This is a genomic window from Streptomyces sp. NPDC001970, assembly GCF_053594115.1.
Genome location: NZ_JBSFDW010000015.1, coordinates 55136 through 79072 on the forward strand (window position 1 = coordinate 55136; position 23937 = coordinate 79072).

Below are 23937 nucleotides of genomic sequence, written 5' to 3' on the forward strand. Positions count from 1 at the left end.
CGCGCCTGTATCGGAGTACGACATGCCGTCCCATCTGTTCGCGGACCGCCCGGCCCCGCAGCCACCACGGCGCGGCACGGTGGACGAGCTGATCTCGCAGACCCGCAGGCTCCGCGGGGACGTGGACGCGGTGCGGCGTGACGCGGTGGTGGACGAGGACGACCCGCAGCGGCGCTGGCAGCGGGCGCTGTGCGATCTGGCGGTCCATCATCTCGACGATCTCGGCGCGCACCTGGGCCAGCTCAAGGAGGGCCTGTCGGCTCGGTCGCCCGCCCCCGACACCGAGGACCTGGAGCTTCAGGACGAGCAGCCCGGCCCCTACCAGGAGGCCGGCCCGTACGAGAAGGCCGGTCCGTACGAGGAGCCGGCCGCGCACTCCGGCTCGCTGCTCAGCCGGGTCGGCAGCGCCGAGTGGAATCTGCTGTCGGACGAGGTCAGTTGGTCGGACGAGCTGCACCAGATCTTCGGAAGGCCGCTGGAGGGCGGCCCGATGTCGCTCGACGAGCTGCCGTCGATGGTGTTCGCCGAGGACCAGTCCCTGCTCACCGCGATGGTGACGGACTGTCTCGTCGACGGGAAGCCGATCGACGGCGAGTTCCGTATCGTCAGGACCGACGGACGCGTCCGTACGCTCCACATGATGGGCGAGCCGGTCCTCGACTCCGACGGCTGCACGGCTTCGATGTGGGCGGTTCTGCGGGACGTCAGCGAGCTGCGCCGCAGCCAGCGCGCCGTCCGAGAATCGCGGGACACGCTCGCACGCCAGCGGCACATCGACCGCACGGAGCGCCGGATCGCCGTCGAGCTCCAGGAATCGGTCCTGCCGCCGTGGCGCGGCTCCCTCTCATTCCCCCAGAACGGGCCTGCGGCCCTGGATCTGGCGGGCCACTTCCTTCCCTCGGCGAGCAGCGCACTGATCGGCGGGGACTGGTTCGACGCGCTCGAACTGCCCAGCGGGGGCACGCTGTTGAGCGCCGGCGACCTCACCGGCCACGGGGTGACCGCGACGTCGACGATGGCGATGCTGCTCGGTGCCCTGCGCGGACTGGCCGTGGCGGGTATCCAGCCCGGCCCGCTCATGGAGCACCTCAACCAGCTGCTGGAATCCTCCGCACAGCCCGCGCTGGGCAGCGCACTGTGCTGCCACTACGATGCGGCGGCCCGGACGCTCTCCTGGGCGCAAGCGGGGCACCCCGCCCCGCTGCTGTTCCGCGACGGGACGGGGCGCGTGCTGACGCCGCCGGAGGGAGTGCTGCTCGGGGCGACACCCGGAGCGGTCTACGAGCAGGCCGAGGTGCACCTGCTCCCCGGCGATCTGCTGGTGCTGCACACGGACGGCCTGACCCGGAGCGCCGACGTGCGCAACGGGTCCGGAGCGGACCGTGTCCTCGCTCTCGCCCCCCGCTTCGCGGTCTCCCGCAGCGCGCAGGAGTGCGTGCGGACGATCGTCGAGGAGTTCGGCGAGAGCGAGCGTGAGGACGACGCCTGCGTGATGGTCGCCAGGATCAGCTAGCGCGGTGCACACGGCGGGCCACCTCGGTGGTCGTAGGTGTCGTAGGTGGTAGGTCGGTTGTTGTCGGTTGTTGCGTGCGCCGACCAGCAGTACTCCGCGAGGTGGTACACCCCTGGGCGGCACGCCGACAGGCAGTCCCGCGAGGTGTCCCGCACGGGGTCGGATGCGGTCAGATCTCCGCGCTTCTCCGACGGCCGGCGGGGCTGTTGGGCAGGGCAAGCTTGATCTCCTCGCGGAGGTCCTGGATCTTCGCATACCCGGAGTACTGTCCGGTGAGCCGGTACATCTCGCGCAGCCGGTCCCAGGTGCGGTGCGACGAGGTCTCCCCCATCGACACCAGTGCCAGCCGGGCGTACCGGTCGGCCTGTTCCGGGTCGTCGGCGATGAAGCAGGCCGAGGCCAGGGAGAGGTAGTCGAAGATCTTGGATCGCTGCCGGCCGCCTTCACGCAGGTCCAGCGCCTGTTTGGCGTGGCGCTGGGCGGTGGTCGCGGCGGCGGGCTCGTGCTCGGCGAGGGTGCGGTAGGCAAGGGCCTGCATACCGTGCAGGTCCGCCTCGTCGAACAGCTGCATCCAGCTGGGCGGTGGCACGTCGCCCTTGTCGGACACGAAGAGCTCCTCGGCCTCGCCGAGGGTGCGGCGCATGGCCTGGCCCCGGCCCATGGATGCCTGTGCCCAGGCCTCGATGGTGCGCAGCATGGCGTGCGTGCGCGGCAGGGTTTCCTCGCCCGAGCCGGACTTGGCGAGCTTCATGAGGTCGAGGGCGTCGTCCGGCCGGCCCAGGTGCACCATCTGGCGCGCGGCCCGGGAGAGGGCTTCGCCGGCGCGGGGGCGGTCGCCGCCCTCGCGGGCCGCATGGGCGGCGATGACGAAGTACTTCTGGGCGGTGGGTTCGAGGCCGACGTCGTGGGACATCCAGCCGGCGAGTACGGCGAGGTTGGCGGCGACGCCCCACAGGCGCCGCTGGAGGTGGTCGGGGTGGTGGTAGGCGAGCATCCCGCCCACTTCGTTGAGCTGGCCCACGACGGCCTTGCGCTGGAGCCCGCCGCCACGCGCCGCGTCCCAGGCACGGAACACTTCTACGGAGCGCTCGAGTGCCTCGATCTCCTGCGACCCGATGGGGGCGGCCTCATAGCGGTCGAACCCAGCGGGGTCGGCGTGCAGGGGATGGTCGACACGAGGGGCGTCGGTGGCGAGTGCGGGGTCGGTGTGCAGCCAGTCGTGCATGGCGCTGCTGAGTGCGGAGCCTGCGGCGAGCGCGGCGCCCGCGCCCACCAAGCCGCGTCGGTTGAGCATGAGGTCCATTCCCGTGAATTCGGTGAGGACCGCCGCCGTACGTTCGGGTGCCCATGGCAGGCCGTCAGGGTTCTGCGTGGTGCTGACGTCCCGCCTCTTTCCCGTGCGTTTCTGCCGTACGAAACCGAGGTCCTCGATGGTCACGACACGGCCGAGCCGCTCGGTGAACAGAGCTGCCAGCACCTTGGGCACGGGATCGCGCGGGGTCTCCCCCATGTCGATCCAACGCCGCACCCGCGAGGTGTCGGTCGCCAGCTGCGGGTGGCCCATGGCCGCCGCCTGCCGGTTCACGAGCCGTGCGAGTTCGCCCTTGGACCAGCCGGTGAGGCCGAACAGGTCGGAAAGGCGGGTGTTGGGTTCTCCGGTCACGTCAAGCCCCCAGGTTCTCGGCTGAGTTGACAGTAACCCCCTGTCATAGGGCTGGCGACTATTCGCCAGGGTTCGCCAGGGTCCGCCAGATGGTGTGCCACCCGCGAGCGGGTGTCAGGTAGGAACGCGCCACCCCGCCCCGGCGGCCCGAGCCGCACTCCCCAGGGTGCCGAAGGCTTCCGGGGCAGGGGCCGCGCAAGCGACCTGTCGGCACACGAAGGGATCTGTCTCGCCCATGTACACAGCATCGTCCTCCGTGTCCGCCCCGCTCCGGCCGCAGCGCTCCGTGCAGGCAGGCGGCAGGCCGTTTCTCGACCCCTCCCCGGCCGCGAGGGCCCGGCGATGGCCGGCGACCTCCGGCCAACCGCTCAGCGGGAGAATCGACTTGTCCGGCCCCCAAGGCGCGCAGCTGCGCATGGCGATCGCGTCGGTGCACCGGATCTGCCCGGAGTTCAATCCGGTGCAGGTACTGCGGAGGAGCGGACGCTCGGTCCTGCTCGTCGGCAGCACCGGACGCGCGACGGTCGTCGCCAAGTGTTTGCTGGATCAGTCGCCGGTGTGGGCGGAGCGGTTCCAGCATGAGATAGCTGCATATCGTGCGTTCGTCCGGCACCGCCCGCCGGTGCGGGTGCCGCGGCTCATCGCCGCGGATCCGGACAACTGCACGCTGGTCATCGAGCGGATGCCCGGCCGCCCGGCCGCCCTCGCCCGGCATCCCGCGGAGGCTCCGCCACGTGCGGACGTACGGGCGGCCCTCGGGGCGATCACCCGGCTCAACTCGTGGCGACCGCCCGCCGGGATGTTCGACGCGCCGCTGGACTACGCGTCGCGGATCGCCCGCTATCACGAGCTCGGGCTGTTCACCGACCGCGATCTGGGCGATCTGCAGAAGCTGTTGCACGGTCTCGCGCACGCGAGCGGGCGGCAGGGCGTCGGGCAGTTCTGCCACGGTGACGCGCTGCTGTCGAACATCCTGCTGGCGCCGACCGGTCCCGTGCTGGTCGACTGGGAGCACGCCGGCTGGTATCTGCCGGGGTACGACCTGGCGACGCTCTGGGCCATCATGGGCGATGCCCCGCTGGCCCGGCGGCAGATCAGCCAACTGGCCCAGCAGTCGGGTCCCGCCGCTCGGGACGCGTTCCTGGTGAACCTGATGCTGGTGCTGACCCGGGAGATCCGCACGTACGAGACGGCTGTGCAGCGCACGATGCGGGAGGCCGCTCCGGCCGGGACCGTACCGACACAGTCCGGCGCCGTCTCGTCCGGTGAGGAGCAGCGGCTGCTGTTGCGGCGGCTGCACGACGACTGCGCGCTGGCACGGCGGGCTGTGCGCGCTGCGGTCGGCACTCGCTGACCGTCAGGGACGGCGAAGTGACCCCAAGGGGCGTGGTGGAGCGTCCCGACGGGGTCCCCCCGCCCAGGGCAGGGGGACGATCCGAGCCGTGAGGGGGGAGCGCTGCGCGCCCAGTGCCGACACACTGGACGCGCAGCGCTCTGTTGTCTCCAGAGTTCCGGGGCGCTTGTCAGCGGCCTCCGGGTGTTTCCGAGGCGCACATCGACGCCCGTACGGGTGACACCGCGACCTGGGCAGGGCGCCGCCGCACGGGTTCTCGTATATCAAGTCCCGCTCGTCCGGGCGCCATTGGTCCACTCCGCTGACGCGTCACAGGCCACCGCGCCACCACCATGGGTTCGTTGACGCCTCGTCGCGCAACCGCTACCCCTGTAGGCGAGTCCAGTCCCGCGCGTCCCTTCGCGCGTCGCCCGTCTCAGGAGGCTGCATTGCGAGGACGAGGTCCCACCCCCGTACGACCGAGAAGTCCCCGCACGCGCGCAGTTCTGGCCTCGGCGGCCCTGCTGCTGTCGCTGGTCTCGGCCGCTCCGTCCGCGACGGCGGAGCAGTCCGCGTCCGGGGCGCTGCAGCGAAGTTTCGCCGCCGCTGCCACCGAGTACGGGGTGCCGGAGCGCGTGCTCCTCGGTGTCTCGTACCTCCAGTCCCGCTGGGACGGGCACGGCGGCGCGCCGAGTGTCACCGGCGGGTACGGGCCCATGCATCTGACCGACGCCAAGGCCGCGCCGGCCGATGCGCCGCACCACTCGCACGGCGCGGAGGACGCGCGCGGCGACGACGCCCGAGCGGCGCGCAGCGCCCTCGACGCGGCGATCAAGGACCTGTCCGCGCTGCCGGCCCGGCTGCGGACGCTGGAGCGGGCAGCGGAGCTCACCGGGATCCCCGAGGAGGAGCTGCGCACCAGCTCCGCCGCGAACGTCCGGGGCGGCGCGGCCCTTCTCGCCGACGCACAGCGCCGGCTCGGCCAGGAGCCCAGCGCGGATCCGGCCGACTGGTACGGGGCGGTCGCACGCTTCTCCGGCGCCGACGACACGGCGACCGCGACGACCTACGCCGACGACGTCTACGACGTCATGCGGTCCGGTCAGCACCGCACCACCGACAGCGGCCAGCAGGTCGCCCTGCCCGGTGACGCGGCCCTGCGACCGGACACGGCGACGGCCACGGGTCTCGGACTGCGCACCGTGGACGAGGGTCTGACGGAGTGTCCGCGGACGGTCGCGTGCGAGTGGATCCCCGCGCCGTACGCGGAGTTCGGCGAGGGCGACTACGGCAACCACGACAAGGCGAACCGGCCGTCGTCGCAGTCGATCGACTACATCGTGATCCACGACACCGAGGCGAGCTGGGACACCACGCTCCAACTGGTCCAGGACCCGGAGTACGTGTCCTGGCAGTACTCGCTGCGCTCGTCCGACGGGCACATCGCCCAGCATCTGCGGCTGAAGGACGTCGGCTGGCACGCCGGAAACTGGTTCGTCAACGCCAAGTCGATCGGTCTGGAGCACGAGGGCTTCCTCGTGAACCCGGACGCCTGGTACACCGAGGCGATGTACCGCACGTCGGCGCGCCTGGTGCGGTATCTGGCCCAGCGGTACGACATCCCGCTCGACCGGCAGCACATCATCGGCCACGACACTGTGCCGGGCACGGTGCCCTCGACCGTCCCGGGGATGCACACCGATCCGGGCCCCTACTGGGACTGGGCGCACTACTTCACCCTCCTCGGGCGGCCCTTCGTGCCGTCCGCCGGTCCGCGCGCCGCCGCAGTGACGATCCGCCCGGACTACGCGCAGCACCAGCCGCCCTACACGAGCTGTGCCGAGCCCGGTGACACCTGTGCGCCGCACGGTTCGGGCGCGGTGCGGCTGCACACCGCGCCGGACGCCTCCGCGCCCCTGGTGAAGGACATCGGTCTGCGGCCGGGCGGCGGGGACTCCACGGACGGGGTGAACGACACGGGGGCCCGGGCGTCGACGGGTCAGCAGTACGCGGTCGCCGAGCGGCGCGGCGAGTGGACGGCGATCTGGTACCTCGGGCAGAAGGCGTGGTTCCACAATCCCCGTACGCAGCCGACGGCGCTGAACGTGCGCGCCAAGGTCCTCACACCGCGCGACGGGCTCGCCGAGGTGCCGGTCTACGGCCGGGCCTACCCGGAGGCGTCGGCGTACCCGGCGGGTGTGCCGGTGCAGGCGGTGACGCCACTGCCGTACAAGCTGCTCGCGGGCCAGAGGTACGTGGTCGGCGAGCGGACGGCGGGCGAGTACTACTTCGCAACGACGTTCGACACGACAGATCACACGGTGGTGCGGGGCGAGGAGCTCTACTACCAGATCCAGTTCGGGCACCGGGTCGCGTTCGTGAAGGCCGCGGATGTGCGGGTGCTGAACGTGTAGGAACAGGGGCGTACCTGCGGGTTCATCCGGACGGGTGATCACCGCGGCCGCGTGGGCCGGATGGGCGACGGGTAGGGCTGGCCCGTACGCGACCGGTCCGCGCGGCTCATGCGCGGACGCTCACCGAAAGGCCGGGCACGCATGGCACAGCCCTTCCAACTGCCGGATTTCTACGTACCGTATCCGGCGCGGCTCAACCCCCATGTCGATGTGGCGCGAGCGCACACCCGTGAGTGGGCGCGCCGCATGGGCATGCTGGAGGGGTCGGGGATCTGGGAGCAGGAGGATCTCGACTCGCACGACTACGCCCTCCTGTGCGCGTACACCCACCCGGACTGTTCCGCCGAGGCGCTCTCGCTGGTGACGGACTGGTACGTGTGGGTGTTCTTCTTCGACGACCACTTTCTGGAGGTCTTCAAGCGCAGCGGGGACCGGGCGGGCGGCAAGGCGTATCTGGACCGGCTGCCGGCGTTCATGCCGATGGACCCGGCACAGGGCACGCCGGAGGCGACGAACCAGGTCGAGGCGGGACTTGCGGATCTGTGGACGCGGACGGTGCCGAGCATGTCACCCGCCTGGCGGGCCCGGTTCGCGCGGGCGACCGAGCATCTCCTCGACGAGTCGCTGTGGGAGCTCGACAACATCAACGAGGGGCGGGTCTCCAATCCCGTCGAGTACATCGAGATGCGCCGCAAGGTCGGCGGGGCGCCCTGGTCGGCGGGTCTCGTCGAGTACGCGGCGGGCGCCGAGGTCCCCGCGCAGGCGGCCGGCTCGCGGCCGCTGCGGGTGCTGACCGAGGCGTTCGCGGACGCCGTGCATCTGCGCAACGACCTCTTCTCCTACCAGCGCGAGGTGGAGAACGAGGGCGAGCTCAGCAACGGCGTGCTGGTCCTGGAGACGTTCCTGGGCTGTACGACGCAGGAGGCGGCCGAAGCCGTCAACGATCTGCTGACGTCGCGGCTGCAGCAGTTCGAGAACACCGCACTGACCGAAGTCCCGGCGCTGTGCGTGGAGAAGGGCCTCGATCCGGTGGAGTGCGCGGCGATCGCGGCGTACACCAAGGGGCTCCAGGACTGGCAGTCCGGCGGCCATGAATGGCACATGCGCTCCAGCCGTTACATGAACAAGGGTGTGGAGACGGGTCCTTCGCTGTTCGGCGGGGTGCTGGGTACATCGGCCCTGGACATCAGGACGCTGTTCGGCCGTCCGGCCAGTGCGCGGCTGCGCAGCCTCACCCATGTGCCGCACCGGCAGACCGGCCCGTCGCTGCTGCCGGACTTCGACATCCCGTTCCCGCTGACGCTCAGCCCGCATCTGGACGACGCGCGGCGGAAGTCCCTCGCATGGGCGGGCCGGATGGGTCTGCTGGACGACATCTGGGACGGCCAGATGCTCGCCGGTTTCGACTTCGCGCTCTGTTCGGCGGGACTCGACCCGGACGCCACGCCCGAGGAGCTGGAGCTCAGCGCCGAGTGGCTGACCTGGGGGACGTACGGGGACGACTACTACCCGCTGGTGTTCGGGCGTCCGCGCAACCTCGTCGGGGCGAAGGTCACGACCGAGCGGCTCAAGGCCTGCATGCCCGTCGACGATCCGGCCGCGGGAGCCGCGCCGGCGGCCGGTCCGATGGAGCGGGCGCTGGCGGACCTGTGGGCGCGGACCGCCGGGCCGATGGGCCCCGAGGCGCGGGCGGCACTGCGAGGGGCGCTCGACACCATGGTCGAGAGCTGGCTGTGGGAGCTGCACAACCATGCGCAGCACCGGGTGCCCGACCCCGTCGACTACATCGAGATGCGACGCCACACGTTCGGCTCCGAGCTGACGATGATGCTGTGCCGGCTGCGGCACGAGGGTGAGCTTCCGCCGGAGATCTACCGCAGTGGGACGGTGCGGAGCCTGGAAAACTCCCTGGCGGACTATGCGGCCTTCCTCAACGACCTCTTCTCGTACCAGAAGGAGATCGAGGTCGAGGGCGAGGTGCACAACATCGTCCTGGTGGTGCAGAACTTCTTCGGCTGCGGCTATCCGGACGCTGTCGCGATCACGGACGATCTGATGCGTTCGCGGCTGCGCCAGTACGAGCATGTGAAGCGCAACGAACTGCCCGTGCTGTACGACGACTTCGACCTGGACACGGAGGGCAGGGCGGCACTCGACGCCTATGTGCGGGAGCTGGAGGACTGGGTCGCCGGGATCCTGAACTGGCACCGGGGCGTGCGGCGCTACGGGGCGGAGGATGTACGGCGCGGGGCGGGTTCGCCGCTGCGGACCGACGGGCCCACGGCGATCGGCATGTCCGCTGCCAGGGTCGGCGCACTGCTGCGCGCGGACGGGCCTACTGCGGCCGCGGGGGTCGTCCGGGTGTAGTCGCGGGGATGTGGGGGCGGCCCGCTGTGACGTGGTCACGGCGGGCCGCACGTGGCCCTACGGCGTCCGCGGGGTCAGCCCGTCTGGAACAGTTCCGCGGGCAGCGGCTTGAGCAGCGCGTACAGATCGTCGGTGATCGGCCGGTCCCAGCTGGCGATCGTGACGAGCACATTGTCGCTGCGGTCGAACTGGACGCAGGAGATACGGCTCTCGGAGAGCTTGATCCGGCGAACGATCAGCAGGTTGTCGCCCTGCATGACCGGGACGTCCTCGGTGCCGGTGACCGTGACCTCCTCGTCGTTCTCCAGCGCCGCGAGGAGCTGGGCGACCTCGAAGGGCACCTGGCCCTCGGCGAGCTCGCGGGCGGGCGAGCCCTCGGGCAGATTGCCGATGATCATCGCGGGACCGCGTCCGCCGAACAGGTCGTAGCGGAGGAAGACGCCCTGGCAGCTGCCGTCGGGCGCGGGCAGCAGACCCGCGCCGAGGTTTCCGGGCCAGTCCCCCGGGTCCATGGCCAGGACGTCGAAGTCCGGGCCGGCGGGAGTGGCGGCGCTGCGGCGGCGGAGGAAGGACATGCGGCCATGGTACGTGCACGGGGACCGCGCACGCCGACCTGGGTACGGCCGGCCGGACGGGTGCGCGCGGGTGTTCCGGGGCCCTGTCCACGATCGCGTCGGGCTCCACGTCGACGAGCCGGGCGGGGTCGATGAAGCGGGACACCTCGACGAAGGTGCACGCGGTGTGTACGGCGGTGAACCGCTCGCCGTGCGCTCGCGCCGCTTCCTTCCACGGCCGCTGTCGGTGAGCATGACGCGGGTCCGCACGACCTCGTCGAGCGAGTGGCGAACCGGAACGCACCTGGGGACGGTCGTACCCCGGGGCGTCATGGTGGCAGAGGGGCTCAGCCGGTGCGGTGGCGTTCGTGGTGCCGGGCGACGCGGGCGCGGTTGCCGCAGGAGGGCTTGCACCACTCCTGGCGCGGATGCTCCTTGAGGAAGTACCGCACACAGCGCGGCGCGTGGCAGGCCCGCAGCCGTGCCCGGTCGGGGCCGGCGAGCAGCGCGATCGCCGCGCGGGCAAGGACGGCGGCGAGGGCCTCGCGCTCGCCCGCTCCCGGCACCGGCAGGTGGGCAGCGACCGGGTCCGCGTCTTCGGGCCAGTCCAGGTGCGCGACCGTGGGCACGGCGCCGGCCGCGGCGTTGAGCCGGTGCAGGGCCTCGTCGTCGGGCAGCAGCCGCTGGGCGTCGGCGGGGCTCGGCGGGCCGGGGCGTACGGCACGGGCGAAGAGGCTGCGGACGGCTGCGCGCAGGTCCCGGACGCCGGCCACGGTGCCGGCGTCCGCCGTGAAGCCCCGGACGTCGAGCACCCCGGTCAGCGCATCCTCCCGCTCGCGCACCCAGCGGGTGAGGCCCTCGTTCTCCAGGAGGTCGTCGGCGACCCCGCCGTGTCCGTCGTGGCGGATGGTGAGGGCGAGATCGAGCGCAAGGGCGGGAGCCAAGGCGGGAACCGTCATGGGCTAATGGTAAAGCCGCTGAAGTCCATTAGCCGGAGCGGGGCCGCCGCCACCTCGCAGGGGCGCGTCAGGTGAGGTCGAACTCCCCCTCACGGGCGTTCAGGACGAAGGCGCGCCACTCGGCCGGGGTGAAGATCAGCGACGGGCTCCCGGGCCTGCCACCGTTGCGCATCGCGATGAAACCCTCGACGAAAGCGATCTCGACGTCCCCCGCGCCCTGGGTGCCCGACTGCCAGTCGGCCTGGCTGAGGTCGAGGTCCGGCTTGCTCCAGCCCGTCAGCGGCTGCTCCCTGGTGATGCTCTCGGCCACGTCCGTACTCCTCCCGGTTCGTCGTCCGGGCTCAGACTAGCGATCGTCGACGGTCACGGACAGGCCCCGGAGTGCAGCGGAACGTGGTCGCCGCCGTTCCGCCCGCGCCGCCGGTCAGTTCGCCGGGGACTCCGCCCCGACCAGCCACATGGAGAAGAACTGCGATCCGCCGCCGTAAGCGTGTCCGAGCGCCTTGCGGGCGCCGTCGACCTGGTGCTCGCCCGCCTGTCCGCGCACCTGGAGCGCCGCCTCGGCGAAGCGGATCATCCCCGACGCGCCGATGGGATTGGTGGACAGCACCCCGCCGGACGGGTTCACCGGCAGATCGCCGTCCAGCTCCGTGACCCCGGACTCGGTGAGCTTCCAGCCCTCGCCCTCCTCCGCGAAGCCCAGGTTCTCCAGCCACATCGGCTCGTACCAGGAGAAGGGGACGTACATCTCGACGGCGTCGATCTCCCGGCGCGGATCGGCGATCCCGGCCTGCCGGTAGACGTCGGCCGCACAGTCCTTGCCGGCCTGCGGGGAGACGAAGTCCTTCCCCGCGAACAGCGTGGGCTCGCTGCGCATGGCCCCGCCGTGCACCCAGGCCGGCGGCTGCGGCGAACGGGCCGCGCCCGCGCGGTCGGTGAGGATCATCGCGCAGGCGCCGTCGGACGACGGGCAGGTCTCCGAGTAGCGGATCGGGTCCCACAGCATCGGCGAGGCCTGCACCTTCTCCAGGGTGATGCCGTGCTCGTGCAGATGCGCGTACGGGTTCCTGAGGGCGTTGCGCCGGTCCTTGTACGCGACGAGGGAGCCGACGGTGTCGGGTGCGCCGGTGCGGCGCATGTACGCCCGGACGTGCGGGGCGAAGAAGCCGCCGGCGCCCGCGAGGAGGGGCTGCTGGAAGGGGATCGGCAGCGACAGGCCCCACATCGCGTTCGACTCGGACTGCTTCTCGAAGGCGAGGGTGAGGACGGTGCGGTGGACACGTGCCGCGACGAGGTTCGCCGCGACGAGGGCGGTGGATCCACCGACCGAGCCCGCGGTGTGGACGCGCAGCATGGGTTTGCCGACGGCGCCGAGCGCGTCGGCGAGATACAGCTCCGGCATCATCACGCCCTCGAAGAAGTCGGGCGCCTTGCCGATGACGACGGCGTCGATGTCGGACCAGGTCAGCCGGGCGTCGTCGAGCGCGCGCCGGGCCGCCTCGCGGACGAGTCCGGCGAGGGAGACGTCGTGGCGGGCCGCCACGTGTTTGGTCTGGCCGACGCCGACGACGGCCACGGGCTCCTTACCGGACATGCGGCTCTCCTTCGAGGACGGCGACCAGGTTCTGCTGCAGACAGGGGCCGGAGGTGGCGTGGGCCAGGGCGCGGTCGGAGGCGCCTCGGTGGATGGCGGCGGCGGCCTCGCCGAGACGGATGAGACCCGCGGCCATGACGGGGTTGGCGGCGAGGGCTCCGCCGGACGGGTTGACTCTCACCCTCTCGTCGAGGTCGAGGGCCTTGCGGAGCACGACCTCCTGGGCGGTGAAAGGAGCGTGCAGTTCGGCGGTGTCCACGGGCCGCTCGAAGGCCCCGGCACGTTCGGCGGCGAGGCGGGCGGACGGCGAGTCGGTGAGGTCGCGCACACCGAGGCTGTGCGGCTCGATGCGGTGGTCCATGCCACGGATCCAGGCAGGCCGCTCGCACAGTTCGCGGGCCTTGTCCCCGGCCGCGAGGATCACGGCGGCGGCACCGTCGCCGATGGGCGGGCAGTCGCCGGCGCGCAGGGGCTGTACGACGTACTCGCCCTGCTCCCGGGGGCCGCGCAGCTGGGCGTGGGGGTTGTCGGCCGCGGCGGTGCGGCTGCGGGTGGCGATGCCGGCGAGTTCCCGCTCGCTCGTGTCCCCGGCGTCGATGAGCGCCCGGGCCTGGAGGGCCGCGAGGGCGACCGAGTCGGGCCAGAGGGGGGCGACGTAGTAGGGATCGAGCTGGCGCGTCAGTACGTCGCGAACGGATCCGGCCGAGGACTTGCCGTAGGCGTAGACGAGTGCGGTGTCGGCATCGCCGGTGAGGAGCTTGACCCAGGCCTCGTAGAGCGCCCAGGCGCCGTCCATCTCGACATGGGACTCGGAGATCGGCGGCCATGCGCCGACCCCGTCGAGTGCCATCGTGAAGGAGAAGGCCCGGCCGGCGAGATAGTCGGAGGAGCCGGAGCAGGTGAAGCCGATGTCGCCGGTGCGCAGCCCGGTCCGCGCCAGGACGTCGTGCAGCACCGGCATCAGCATCTCGACCTCTGAGAGCTCTTCGCTGCTGCGCAGATGGTCGGTCTGGGAGAAGGCGACGATCGCGACGTCTCGCATGGCTACAGCAGCTCCTTGTAGGTGTCGTAGTCGGCGTCGGGTTCGCCGGTGGGCCGGTAGTGGTCGGGGTGGCGGCCGCCTTCGCTCCACACCGGTTCGACGCGCAGCCCCATGCGCACCTGGTCGTACGGGATCCCGCCGATGCGGCCGTGGAGGGCGAGGTCGGCGCCGTCGAGGGCGATGTGCGCGTAGACGTACGGCACTTCGATGTCGAGGTTCTTCGCCTTGATGTTGACGATGCAGTAGGTGGTGACCGTGCCGCGCGGACCGACCTCGACCGGCTCGGAGGTGGCGACGCCGCAGGTGGGGCAGGCACCGCGGGGCGGGACGTACACCTTGCGGCAGGACGGGCAGCGCTCGCCGATGGTGCGCTGTGCGGCGAGGGCCTTGATGTGGCGGGACTGGGCGCGGCCTGGGCTGTAGGTGTAGTCGAGGCGGGCGGGGGCGACGATGCCGGTGACGGGGTTCTCGAACTCCCCGCTGTGGTCGCGTGCCCCGGCGTCGCCGTCGTTGCCGTCGCTGCCGTCGCTGCCGTCGCTGCCGTCGTACGGCTCGAAGCAGGCGATGTCGGTGATGGCTCCGCTGCGCTCGGCGGCCCAGCGGATGCGGACGCGCATTCCGGTGCGCACGGCGTCGGGGCCGGAGGCGTCCAGGGCGTGGAGGAGCGCGGTGTCGGCGCCGTCCAGCTTCACCAGTACCCAGGCGAACGGTGTGCCGAGGGGCTGGCCGCGACGCGGCTGCGGGTTCCAGGCCCAGGTGGTGACGGTACCGGCGGCGGCGACCTCGACCAGGTCGCGGATCTCGTCGGCGGTCTCCGGGTCGTACTCGACGGGCGGGACGAGGACGCGGCCGGCGGACGTCTTCACGCCGAGCACGGTGCGCTCGCGGAGCCCGGTCAGGAAGGCGGACTGGACGGGGCCGAGTGAACGGGTGAAGGGGAACTCGACGACCAGGGGTGCGCGCAGCACCTCCGGTGCGGGGGCGGCTGACATGTGCGGGCTCCTTGTCTTGGGGTGCGGGCCGTGGGTGCGTTGGGGGCTGCTGCGCGGAGCCTTCTCCCCGCCCCGCCCCTTCCTGAACGGGGGGCGAGCCCCCCAGGCCCGCGAAGGGGCCAGTACGGTGCGGTGGGCCCGGGTGTCCGTCCTCCCCGCCGGACGGGCTCCCAAGGGGGTGAAGCCCCTCACGCGGCGGAGCCGCGCACGTCGACGCAGCCGGGAAGGGCGGGGTGGGAAGAACTCACGCTCGGCGGTACACCGGGTCGCGTTTCTCCGCGAACGCGCGGGCGCCCTCCTTCGCGTCGGCCGTGTCGAAGATGGGCCAGCCGCGTTTCAGTTCGGCCGCGAGGCCTTCCGTCTCGGTCATCTCGGCGGTCTCGTAGACGGACGCCTTGACCGTCTCGACGGCGAGCGGGCCGCAGGCGTTGATCCGGTCCGCGATGGCGAGGGCCTTCTCCAGTGCGGTGCCGTCGGGGACGACGTGGCCGACGAGCCCGATGCGTTCGGCCTCCGCCGCCGTGTAGGGGCGGCCTGTGAGGAGCATTTCGAGGGCGTGGGTGCGCGGGATCTGGCGCTGGAGCCGTACGGTCGAGCCGCCGATCGGGAAGAGGCCGCGCTTGACCTCGAAGAGTCCGAAGGTGGCGCTCTCGCCCGCGACCCTGATGTCGGTGCCCTGGAGGATCTCGGTGCCGCCGGCCACACAGTAGCCCTCGACGGCCGCGATCACGGGTTTGCGCGGGCGGTGGTGGCGCAGCATCGCCTTCCAGTGCAGATCGGGGTCGGCCTTCAGCCGGTCCCGGTACTGCTCGCCCTCCATCCCCTTCCCGGCCAGGGCCTTGAGGTCCATCCCCGCGCAGAAGGCGCCGCCCGCGCCGGTCAGGACGACCGAGCGGATGCCGTCGTCCTCGTCGGCCTCGAGCCAGCCGTCGTGGAGCCCGACGAGCATCGGCAGTGAGAGTGCGTTCTTCGCCTCCGGCCTGTTCAGCGTGAGCACCAGTGTGGCGCCCTCACGCTGCACGGTGAGGTGTTCCGTACCAGCCATGACCGTCCTCCCGTCTCAAGACCTAGAACAGGTTGCAGGAGCCCGGGGTCCAGTTCAATAGTTTTCTGACAGACAGTCAGATTTCTTGTGCGGGACCCCTTCCCAGTTGCGTGCGGCGGCGCTCTAATGACCGCTCCGAGGCAGTTGTCAGCGCCGAGTGCGGACCACGGTCAGGAGGAATGGTGGAGTACAACCTTGCCGACCTGTTCGAGTCGGTCGTGGACGTGGTCCCGGACCGCGAGGCGCTCGTGTACGTCGACCATCCCGGTACGGGCGCGGAGCGCCGGCTCACCTACGCCGAGCTCGACGCCGCCGCGAACCGCATCGCCCACCACCTGGCCGGCGCCGGGCTGAAGCCCGGCGAGCACCTCGGGCTCCACCTCTACAACGGCGTCGAGTACCTGCAGACGGTCCTGGGCTGCCTCAAGGCGCGCATCGTCCCGGTCAATGTGAACTACCGCTACGTGGAGGAGGAGCTGGTCTACCTCTACCGCGACGCGGACCTCGCCGCTCTGGTCTTCGACGCGGAGTTCACGGAACGGGTCGCGGCCGCCCTGCCGCGGACGGAGAAGCTGCGGCATCTGGTCCGGGTGGGGACCCCGGCCGGCGGCGCGCCCGCACTCGACTGCACGGCCTTCGCGGACGCGGAGGCGGAGGGTTCGCCGGAGCGCGGCTTCGGGCTGCGCTCGGCGGACGACCAGTTCATCATCTACACCGGCGGCACCACCGGTATGCCCAAGGGCGTGATGTGGCGGCAGGAGGATCTCTTCTTCTCCGGGCTCGGCGGCGGCGCACCGACCGGCGACCCGGTGAAGCGCCCCGAGGAGCTGGCCGAGCGGGTGGCCGCGAGCGGCGACGGCATCACCTTCTTCCCCACTCCCCCGCTGATGCACGGTACGTCGACGCTCACCGCGTTCATCGGCTTCAACTTCGGTCAGCGGGTGGTACTGCATCGCAAGTACGTGCCCGAAGAGGTGCTCCGTACGATCGAGAAGGAGCGGGTGACCTCCGTTTCGCTGGTCGGTGACGCGATGCTGCGGCCGATCGTCGACGCGCTCAACGGGCCGCTGAAGGGGACGGACCTCTCCGCGTTGTTCAGCGTCTCCTCGTCGGGCGCGATCATGTCCGAGACGGTGCGGAAGCAGTTCACGGCGCTCGCGCCGAACGTGATGCTGCTGAACAACTTCGGCTCGTCCGAGTCCGGTTTCAACGGCACGGCGACGGACGACTCCGGCCCGGACAAGGGCTTCCGGCTGCGCGTCAACGCCCGTACGCAGGTGGTCGACCCGGCCACGTACGCGCCGGTCGCGGTCGGCGAGCCCGGGCGTATCGCGCAGCGCGGCCATGTTCCGCTCGGCTACTACAACGACCCGAAGAAGACCGCCGAGACCTTCTTCCAGAAGGGCGACGAGCGGTGGGTGCTCCTCGGTGACATGGCGACGGTCGACGAGGAGGGCATCGTCACCGTCCTCGGCCGGGGCTCCCAGTGCATCAACACCGGCGGCGAGAAGGTGTACCCGGAGGAGGTCGAGCAGGCGCTCAAGGCCCATCCGGACGTGTACGACGCGCTGGTCGCGGGCGTACCCGACGCGAAATGGGGCAACCATGTCGCGGCGGTGGTGCAGTTGCGCGAGGGCGCGGGGCGGCTGGACCTGGACTCCGTGCAGGCGCACTGCCGCAGCCGGCTCGCCGGGTACAAGATTCCCCGGCAGCTGGTGATCACGCCGGCGATCCAGCGCTCCCCCAGCGGGAAGGCGGACTACCGGTGGGCACGGGCGGTGGCGACGGCGGACAGCGAAGGTCGACCGCAGTAGCGGGTGAGGTACGCCCGTGGCGGCGGGCGCGGGGCCGCCTCGACCGTGCGGGGCCGCCTCGACCGCCCCTTGCGTCACTTCCGTTGAGCACGGTCGTGCGGACGTACGTATTCCCCGGCAGGCAGCAGCCAGCCACCTCCGGAGGAACCCCATGGCCGAAGCCGGCAGCAATGTCACCGAGCTCTTCCGCGCGTCCACGGCGCACAGCCCCTCGTACTTCACCCTGAGCAGGGCCGGGGCCTCGGCGCCGGGCGGCGGGGAAGGGGGCGGGCAGACGATCACCGACTTCTGCATCCCCTGCAACCCGTACTTCCCGACGCCCGAGATGTTCGACGAGCTGGGCGAGCGGCTGCGGGAGATCCTCACGTACTACCCGAGCGGTGCGGACACGATCACCGCCGAGCTGTGCTCGGTGCTCGGCCTCAATCCGCAGACCGTCGCCATGGGCAACGGCTCGACCGAGCTGATCACCTGGATCGACCATCTGCTGGTGCGCGAGTCCCTCGCGGTGCCGGTCCCGACGTTCGGGCGGTGGACCGACCAGCCGATGGAGACGGGCAAGCGGGTGGACATGTTCCCGCTGCCCGAGTCCAACGGGTTCGCACTCGATCCGGCCTCGTTCGTGGACTTCGTGCGCACGCGCGGCTCGCGTACGGCCGTCATCTGCAACCCGAACAACCCGGACGGCGGCCTGCTGCCCCGGCACGGGGTCCTCGCGCTCCTGGACCAGTTGCAGGATCTGGACCTGGTCGTCGTGGACGAGTCGTTCCTGGAGTTCGCCGACGCCGAGGCGGACTCTAGCGTCGTCGCGGACGCCGTACTGCGCCCGAACACGATCGTGCTGCGCAGCCTCGGCAAGAACTTCGGCCTGCACGGTGTGCGCTTCGGCTATCTCGTCGCCAATCCGGGGCTCGCGGGGAAGGTGCGGGCTGCGCTGCCCAAGTGGAACCTCAACTCCTTCGCGGAGACGGTGGTGTTCATGCTCAAGGAGCACCGGCTGGAGTACGCGCACAGCCTGCGGCTGGTACAGCGCGACCGCCACGAGATGATCTGGCATCTGAGCCGGCTGCCGGGCCTGACCGTCTACCCCTCGCAGGGGAACTTCGTGTACGTGCGGCTGCCGGAGGGCGTCGACGGTGCGGCGCTGCGCGACCGGCTGCTGGAGGAGCACGGCGTCCTGGTCCGCGAGTGCGGCAACAAGGTCGGCAGCTCCAGCCGCTATCTGCGGCTCGTGGTGCGACCGCAGACGGATGTGCAGCGGCTGGTGGCCGGGCTGGAACGGACGCTCTACGGGACGCAGGTCGCGCCGGGCGCCCAGGGGCTGGTGCCGGTGCCGGGACCAGGGCAGATGCCAGGGCCGGGGCAGGGCCCTGGTCCGATGCCCGCGCTCGCGCTCCCGTACGCCTCCGGGACGCCCGCGGTGGACCGGCTGATATGGAGGGCCTGACCGGACGCCGGCCACCCGGAATTCCGTTGCCGCGGACGTCGGCCGGTGCTGGAGTGATCGGATGGATCACGATGCGGTGCTGGCACTGTACGACCGGCAGATGCGGCAAGGCGCCCCGGCCGACGGCCCCGGGGCGCGGGTCGAGCGTGTGGGCGAGGTGGTGCGGCAGACGGGTGGGGAGCACGACTGGAACGGGGTTCTCTGGTCGGGCCTGGAGGCGGCCACCGCGGACGCGGTCATCGCGGAGCAGGTGCGGCACTTCGCCGCGCTCGGGCGCGAGTTCGAGTGGAAGCTCTACGCACACGACCGGCCGGCCGATCTCGGGGAGCGGCTGCTCGCCGCCGGGTTCGTCCCGGAGCCGGAGGAGACGCTGCTGGTCGCCGGGACGGGAGCCCTCGCCGAGCTGCCGGTCGACGGTCACCTGCCGGAGGGCGTCGAGCTGCGCCGGGTGACCGACCCGGCGGGCGTGGACCTCGTGGCCCGGGTCCACGAGCAGGCGTTCGGCACGGACAGCTCCCAGCTGCGGGAGCGTCTCCTCGCCCAGCTGTCCGCCGCCCCTGCCACGCTGGTCGCGGTCGTCGCGATGGCCGGTGACGTGCCGGTGAGTTCATCGCGGCTGGAGCTGCCGCCGGGGAGGGACTTCGCCGGCCTGTGGGGCGGCGGGACGGTGCCGGAGTGGCGCGGCCGCGGCATCTACCGCGCCTCGGTGGCCTTCCGCGCCCGGGTGGCGGCGGACCGGGGGTACCGCTGGCTCCAGGTGGACGCGATGCCGACGAGCCGGCCGATTCTGCAACGCCTCGGCTTCGCGGCGCTGAGCACGACGACGCCGTACGTGCACGGCCGCTGACGCGGCGACGGCAGATCGGGGGCCTGCTTCCGTCGATCCCGATCCCGATCCCGATCCCCATCCCGGTGCCGGTGCCGGTGCCGGTGCCGGTGCCGGTGCCGGTGCCGGCGCCGGCGCTGGCGCTCCGCCCCAGACCGGTGCGGCCCTTTTCCGGCATCCGGAGCACGGGCCGACCCGCCTCCCACTCGGGAACCAGCGCGGCCGCTTGCGGCGCAGTGCGGGCCGGGGCACGAGACCGCAGCCGTCTCTGCCGGTGTGCCGACTGCGGGGGTGTCGAGCCGGGGCCCGGTGGGGCAGCTGGCGAACATGTGCCATGGCATCTATTCGCCAATTCCACCATCTGGCACGGCGTCAACTCCTGGCTTGAATGGGGCCCCGGCACACGCCGGTGTCGCTCGTTCGTGGCAGCGCCTTCAGGGAGTTGGTACAGGGGATGGGATCCAGATCGAGGACCGCGGCCGTGATCGCGGCCACCGCGGTGGCGCTGCTCGCCACCGGGCTGCCGGCGGCAGCCGAGCCGGAGCCCGGCTCCGGGGCCGGCCGTTCGGCGGCGTCGCCGCCCGCGGCGGCGCCCGGGCAGCGCACCGTCACACTGGTCAGCGGCGACCGGGTCGGCTTCACCGGCAGCGGGAGCGGCCTCCAGGTCAGCGGGGTGACCCCGGGCGAGGGCCGGGGCCACATCGCGTTCACCCGGGCCAGGATCAACGACCACGAGTACGTCATCCCCGTCGACGCCACGCAGGCCCTCGCCGACGGGCGGGTGGACCGGCAGCTCTTCGACGTCACTGCGCTCGCCGCGCAGGGGTACGACGACGCCGCCCGGGCGGACATCCCGCTGATCGCGACGGCGCAGGCCGGCCCCGCACTGCGCGGGTCCGCGCTGCGGGACACGTTCCCCGAGCTGGGGCTGACGGCCCGTACGGTGCGCAAGTCCGAGGCGGCCACAGCCTGGCGGGGCTTCCTCGCGGCCGCGGGCGGGAAGTCCCGCGCCGCAGCGTCCGCGAAGCTCTGGCTGGACGCCAAGGTCGAGGCGAGCCTGGACCGCTCCGTCGCCATGACCGGCGCGCCCGACGTCTGGCGCAAGGGTGTCGACGGCAAGGGCGTGAGGGTCGCGGTGCTGGACACCGGGTACGACCCGGCCCACCCCGACCTCAAGAACAAGGTCACCGCGGAGAAGAACTTCACCTGGGACGAGAACGTCACCGACCTCAACGGCCACGGCACGCACGTCGCCTCGACCGTCGCCGGAAGCGGTGCCGCCTCGCAGGGCCGGTACAAGGGCGTTGCGCCGGGGGCCGAGCTGCTGATCGGCAAGGTGCTCGACGGGGGTGGGTCCGGCAGTTTCAGCGGAATCCTCGAAGGCATGGAGTGGGCGGCCGCCCAGGACGCCGACATCGTCTCGATGAGCCTCGGTTCCAGCCTGCCGAGCGACGGCAGCGATCCGCTCTCGCAGGCGGTCGAGACCCTGTCCAGGGACGGCGGACCGCTGTTCGTCGTCGCGGCGGGCAACGAGGGCACGCCGGGCAGCATCGGCTCGCCGGCCGCCGCGCCCAGCGCCCTGACCGTCGGGTCGATCACCAAGGAGGGGGAGATGTCGTCGTTCTCCTCCCGTGGACCCGCGGTGGCCGACGGCGGCGTCAAGCCCGAGATCACCGCGCCCGGCAGCGCGATCACCGCCGCCCGCGCCGCGGGCACCCTGAACGGCGCCGCGGACAGCGAGTTCTACGCGACGATCAGTGGCACCTCCATGGCGACCCCGCACGTCTCCGGGGCGGCCGCCATCCTCAAGCAGCAGCACCCCGACTGGGACGCGCAGCGGCTCAAGGCGGCGCTCGTCGGCGCCGCCGACCCGGTCGACGGCGCGGACGCGTACGAGCAGGGCGCGGGCAGCGTGGACGTGCCCGGCGCGGTCTCGTCCCGGATCACCGCCTCCCCCACCACGGTCTCCACCGAGCTGGCCTGGCCGTACAGCGGCAGTCCGACCCGCACGGTGACCTACCGCAACAGCGGTGGCAAGGACGTCCGGCTGAGCCTCTCCCTCGCCGGAACGGCACCGGTCTCGCTCGCCTCGCGGCAGCTGACCGTCCCGGCGGGCGGCACCGCCGACGCGACTGTCCGGATCGACACGCGCCGGGCAACCGCCGGCGCCCACAGCGCCTGGATCACCGCGCGCGGCAGTGACGGCAGCACGGTGCGCACTCCCGTCGGTGTCGACGCGGAGGGCCCGACCGCCACGCTCACCCTCGAACCCGCCGCCCTGCGGCCCGGGGTCGAGGTGGCGTACACGAACCTGGTGGTCCAGAACGAGAAGACCGGCGAGGCACAGCTGGTCGGCCTCACCACGGCCCCCGAGGAGATCCGGCTGCCGGTCGGCGACTACCGGGTGTTCGGCGGGGTGTGGGAGTACGTCCGCCACGGCAGGGCGAGCGTGCCCGAGACATCGGTCGCCGTCGCCCGGCGCGTCGCCCTCACCGGCGACCGGACGCTGAAGACCGACATGTCCGCGGCGAAGCCGGTCACGATGGGCATCGACGACCCGGAGATGCGGATCAACGAGTGGGGGTCGGCGACCGGGCTGGTCTCGTCGACCGGCGCGGGCGCCCCGGTCGGGCTGGCCGCGCCCCTCTACAACGGCGCGTACAAGTCGTACGCCGTGGGCAGCGCCCGGATACCGGGGCTGACGTACTTCTCCGCCGCTTCCTGGGAGCAGCCGTACGTCCTCGCGACGACGGTCGGCGGCTCCGGCACCCCGGTGGACGTGCCGGTGTGGCTGATGACGTGGCAGCGGCTGGAGTGGGACCTGGAGAAGCGGGTCACCGACGCGGGCTTCGGCGGGGACCTGTCGGGTCTTGAGCTCAAGGACCGGATCGTTCTCCTCGAGTCGGACTGGAGTCTGGGCTGGGAGGAGATGACCCGGCGCTACGAGGCGGTCAAGGCACAGGAGCCGGCTGCGATCCTGCTGGCGGGGTCGGCGTCGATCGATGCGGCCGACCCGACGCTGGGCACCGACGCCCACGGCGTGGCGCTGCTGCGCGAGCGGCTCGCCGAGGGAGGGGTGACCCTTCGGATCAAGGGTGAGCGCAACGGCGAACGCACCTACTTCACCTTCCACACCCATGACGACGGGGTGCCGGCCGGTGCGCACTGGCAGGACCGGCGCCGGGACCTGGCCCGCGTGGACCACAGCTTCCGCACCACCGGGTTCCCCAACGACCCCAAGGGGATCTACGGCTGGGTGACCCACAGCGGCCTGCGTCTCGCCCAGCAGTCGACGCTGTTCCGCGCACCGCACCGGATGACGGCGTACTACACGCCCGATGTTCCGTGGACGACGGCCACGTTCGAGTACGCGATCGACGCCGACGGGCCGCTCGGCGTGCAGTACACCAACCCGACGGTCTACCGGGAGGGACGTACGGTCACGGACAACTGGCTGACGGGGCCCTTCAACCCGTCGCTCTCGGTGAACGGACCCGACGGCCGGGCGCAGGCGACCCGCGACGGGGACAAGCTGCGTCTTGCGCTGCCGATGTTCTCGGACGCGGCGGGCCACCAGTCGGATCCCGCACGGGATCTGGAGTCCGGCGAGACGGTGCTGCGCGACGGCTCGGGCAAGGTGCTCGCCCGGAACGACGAGCCGGGGCAGGGGGTCTTCGACGTGCCCGCGCGTGGCCAGTGGTACGAACTCACCTCGTCCGCGCACCGCGACCACGCGGAGTGGACGCTGGGCACCCGGGTGACGGACACCTGGCGGTTCCGCTCGGAGCACACCGGTGGCGAGCGTCCGTTGCCGCTGCTCGACACGCGCTACGACGTGGCCGGGCTCGACGGCGACAACTCGGTGCCGGAGGACCGGGAGTTCACCTTCGGGCTCGGCATCGGCCGCCAGGCGGGGGTGACCGGCGGCGCCGGCATCGAGCGGGTGTCGGTGCAGTACTCCACGGACGACGGCGCCACCTGGCAGTCGGCGAAGGTCCGGGGCCGGGACGGCGACCGGCAGGTGACCGTGCCGGCGATGAAGACCGGCTGGGTCTCCCTGAAGGTGACTGCCGAGGACCGCTCCGGCGCGTCGGTCACGGAGACGGTCACCCGGGCCTACCGGGTCGGCTGCCCCGCGTACTGGTGCACGTACGCCCCGGCGTGGCCGCACTGGCCGGCCGGGTAGCCCGCACGGGGCGCTGACGGGAAGCCGCAACGGTGCGGGCCGGCCCGGTGGTCGGCCCGCACCGTCCTGTCAGCCCCGCCACGTCGGCCATGACGACACCCTCCCGCGGGCCGCACGTCGGCCGCGCTGCGCGCTTCGTGCGGAACGCCCCGCCGATCGTGCTGGAGGAGTTCCGGTCCGCAGGTGCG

General features: G+C 71.9%; 15 protein-coding genes and 1 pseudogene. 8 read left to right on the forward strand and 8 right to left on the reverse strand.

The genetic code is table 11. The features are described from left to right. The first annotated feature begins 22 nt into the window (after window positions 1–22). Window positions 23–1513, forward strand: a complete 1491-nt coding sequence (locus ACWCP0_RS19575; RefSeq protein WP_451080052.1) for a PP2C family protein-serine/threonine phosphatase — start codon at window positions 23–25, stop codon at window positions 1511–1513. Window positions 1514–1682: 169 nt separating this feature from the next. On the opposite strand, the gene ACWCP0_RS19580 is transcribed toward ACWCP0_RS19575, so the two are convergent. Further along, window positions 1683–3176 carry a DNA-binding protein NsdB gene (locus ACWCP0_RS19580; RefSeq protein WP_451080053.1) on the reverse strand — a complete coding sequence of 498 codons (1494 nt, stop codon included), beginning with the start codon at window positions 3174–3176 and terminating at the stop codon, window positions 1683–1685. A gap of 235 nt (window positions 3177–3411) precedes the next feature. Here ACWCP0_RS19580 and ACWCP0_RS19585 point away from each other — a divergent pair, with 235 nt between their 5' ends. The 3 genes from ACWCP0_RS19585 (at window position 3412) to ACWCP0_RS19595 (ending at window position 9290) form a co-directional block, all read left to right on the forward strand. Next, a complete protein-coding gene (locus tag ACWCP0_RS19585) occupies window positions 3412–4530 on the forward strand; it encodes an aminoglycoside phosphotransferase family protein (protein WP_451080054.1) in 1119 nt (372 codons plus the stop codon). A 428-nt stretch (window positions 4531–4958) separates the two neighbouring features. Continuing rightward, window positions 4959–6923 (forward strand): N-acetylmuramoyl-L-alanine amidase, encoded by a 1965-nt coding sequence (locus ACWCP0_RS19590; RefSeq protein WP_451080055.1) that lies wholly within the window; start codon window positions 4959–4961, stop codon window positions 6921–6923. 141 nt (window positions 6924–7064) lie between these two features. Further along, on the forward strand, window positions 7065–9290 hold the full coding sequence (locus ACWCP0_RS19595; RefSeq protein ID WP_451080056.1) for a terpene synthase family protein: 2226 nt from the start codon (window positions 7065–7067) through the stop codon (window positions 9288–9290). Window positions 9291–9364: 74 nt separating this feature from the next. Here the strand turns inward: ACWCP0_RS19595 and ACWCP0_RS19600 are convergent, their stop codons facing one another. The 7 genes from ACWCP0_RS19600 to ACWCP0_RS19630 form a co-directional block, all read right to left on the reverse strand. After that, window positions 9365–9865: a hypothetical protein gene (locus ACWCP0_RS19600; RefSeq protein WP_351234981.1), complete on the reverse strand. Its 501-nt coding sequence runs from the start codon at window positions 9863–9865 to the stop codon at window positions 9365–9367. A 326-nt stretch (window positions 9866–10191) separates the two neighbouring features. Next, window positions 10192–10803, reverse strand: coding sequence for a CGNR zinc finger domain-containing protein (locus ACWCP0_RS19605; protein ID WP_451080057.1), 612 nt, complete (start codon window positions 10801–10803; stop codon window positions 10192–10194). A gap of 67 nt (window positions 10804–10870) precedes the next feature. After that, window positions 10871–11113, reverse strand: coding sequence for a DUF397 domain-containing protein (locus tag ACWCP0_RS19610; RefSeq protein WP_451080058.1), 243 nt, complete (start codon window positions 11111–11113; stop codon window positions 10871–10873). 114 nt (window positions 11114–11227) lie between these two features. Continuing rightward, window positions 11228–12397, reverse strand: coding sequence for a thiolase domain-containing protein (locus ACWCP0_RS19615; RefSeq protein ID WP_451080059.1), 1170 nt, complete (start codon window positions 12395–12397; stop codon window positions 11228–11230). Further along, window positions 12387–13439: a thiolase domain-containing protein gene (locus tag ACWCP0_RS19620; protein WP_451080060.1), complete on the reverse strand. Its 1053-nt coding sequence runs from the start codon at window positions 13437–13439 to the stop codon at window positions 12387–12389. The genes ACWCP0_RS19615 and ACWCP0_RS19620 overlap by 11 nt, the downstream gene beginning before the upstream one ends. Window positions 13440–13441: 2 nt before the next feature. Beyond that, window positions 13442–14431, reverse strand: a complete 990-nt coding sequence (locus ACWCP0_RS19625) for a Zn-ribbon domain-containing OB-fold protein (RefSeq protein WP_451080061.1) — start codon at window positions 14429–14431, stop codon at window positions 13442–13444. A gap of 244 nt (window positions 14432–14675) precedes the next feature. After that, the gene (locus tag ACWCP0_RS19630) at window positions 14676–15476 is read right to left on the reverse strand and encodes a crotonase/enoyl-CoA hydratase family protein (RefSeq protein ID WP_451080062.1); all 801 of its coding nucleotides are present in this window, start codon (window positions 15474–15476) and stop codon (window positions 14676–14678) included. Between the two features lie 182 nt (window positions 15477–15658). Between ACWCP0_RS19630 and ACWCP0_RS19635 the strand changes: the two genes are divergently transcribed. The 4 genes and pseudogenes from ACWCP0_RS19635 to ACWCP0_RS19650 all read left to right on the forward strand — a co-directional run bounded on the left by ACWCP0_RS19635 (window position 15659) and on the right by ACWCP0_RS19650 (window position 23749). Next, window positions 15659–17290, forward strand: a complete 1632-nt coding sequence (locus ACWCP0_RS19635) for an acyl-CoA synthetase (protein ID WP_451080147.1) — start codon at window positions 15659–15661, stop codon at window positions 17288–17290. A gap of 151 nt (window positions 17291–17441) precedes the next feature. Continuing rightward, a pseudogene (locus ACWCP0_RS19640) lies at window positions 17442–18725 on the forward strand (pyridoxal phosphate-dependent aminotransferase); the annotation flags it as partial. 73 nt (window positions 18726–18798) lie between these two features. Continuing rightward, window positions 18799–19584: a GNAT family N-acetyltransferase gene (locus ACWCP0_RS19645; RefSeq protein ID WP_451080063.1), complete on the forward strand. Its 786-nt coding sequence runs from the start codon at window positions 18799–18801 to the stop codon at window positions 19582–19584. A gap of 433 nt (window positions 19585–20017) precedes the next feature. Beyond that, entirely contained in the window at window positions 20018–23749 is a 3732-nt protein-coding gene (locus ACWCP0_RS19650) for a S8 family serine peptidase (RefSeq protein ID WP_451080064.1), read from the forward strand. The last annotated feature ends 188 nt before the right edge of the window (window positions 23750–23937 follow it).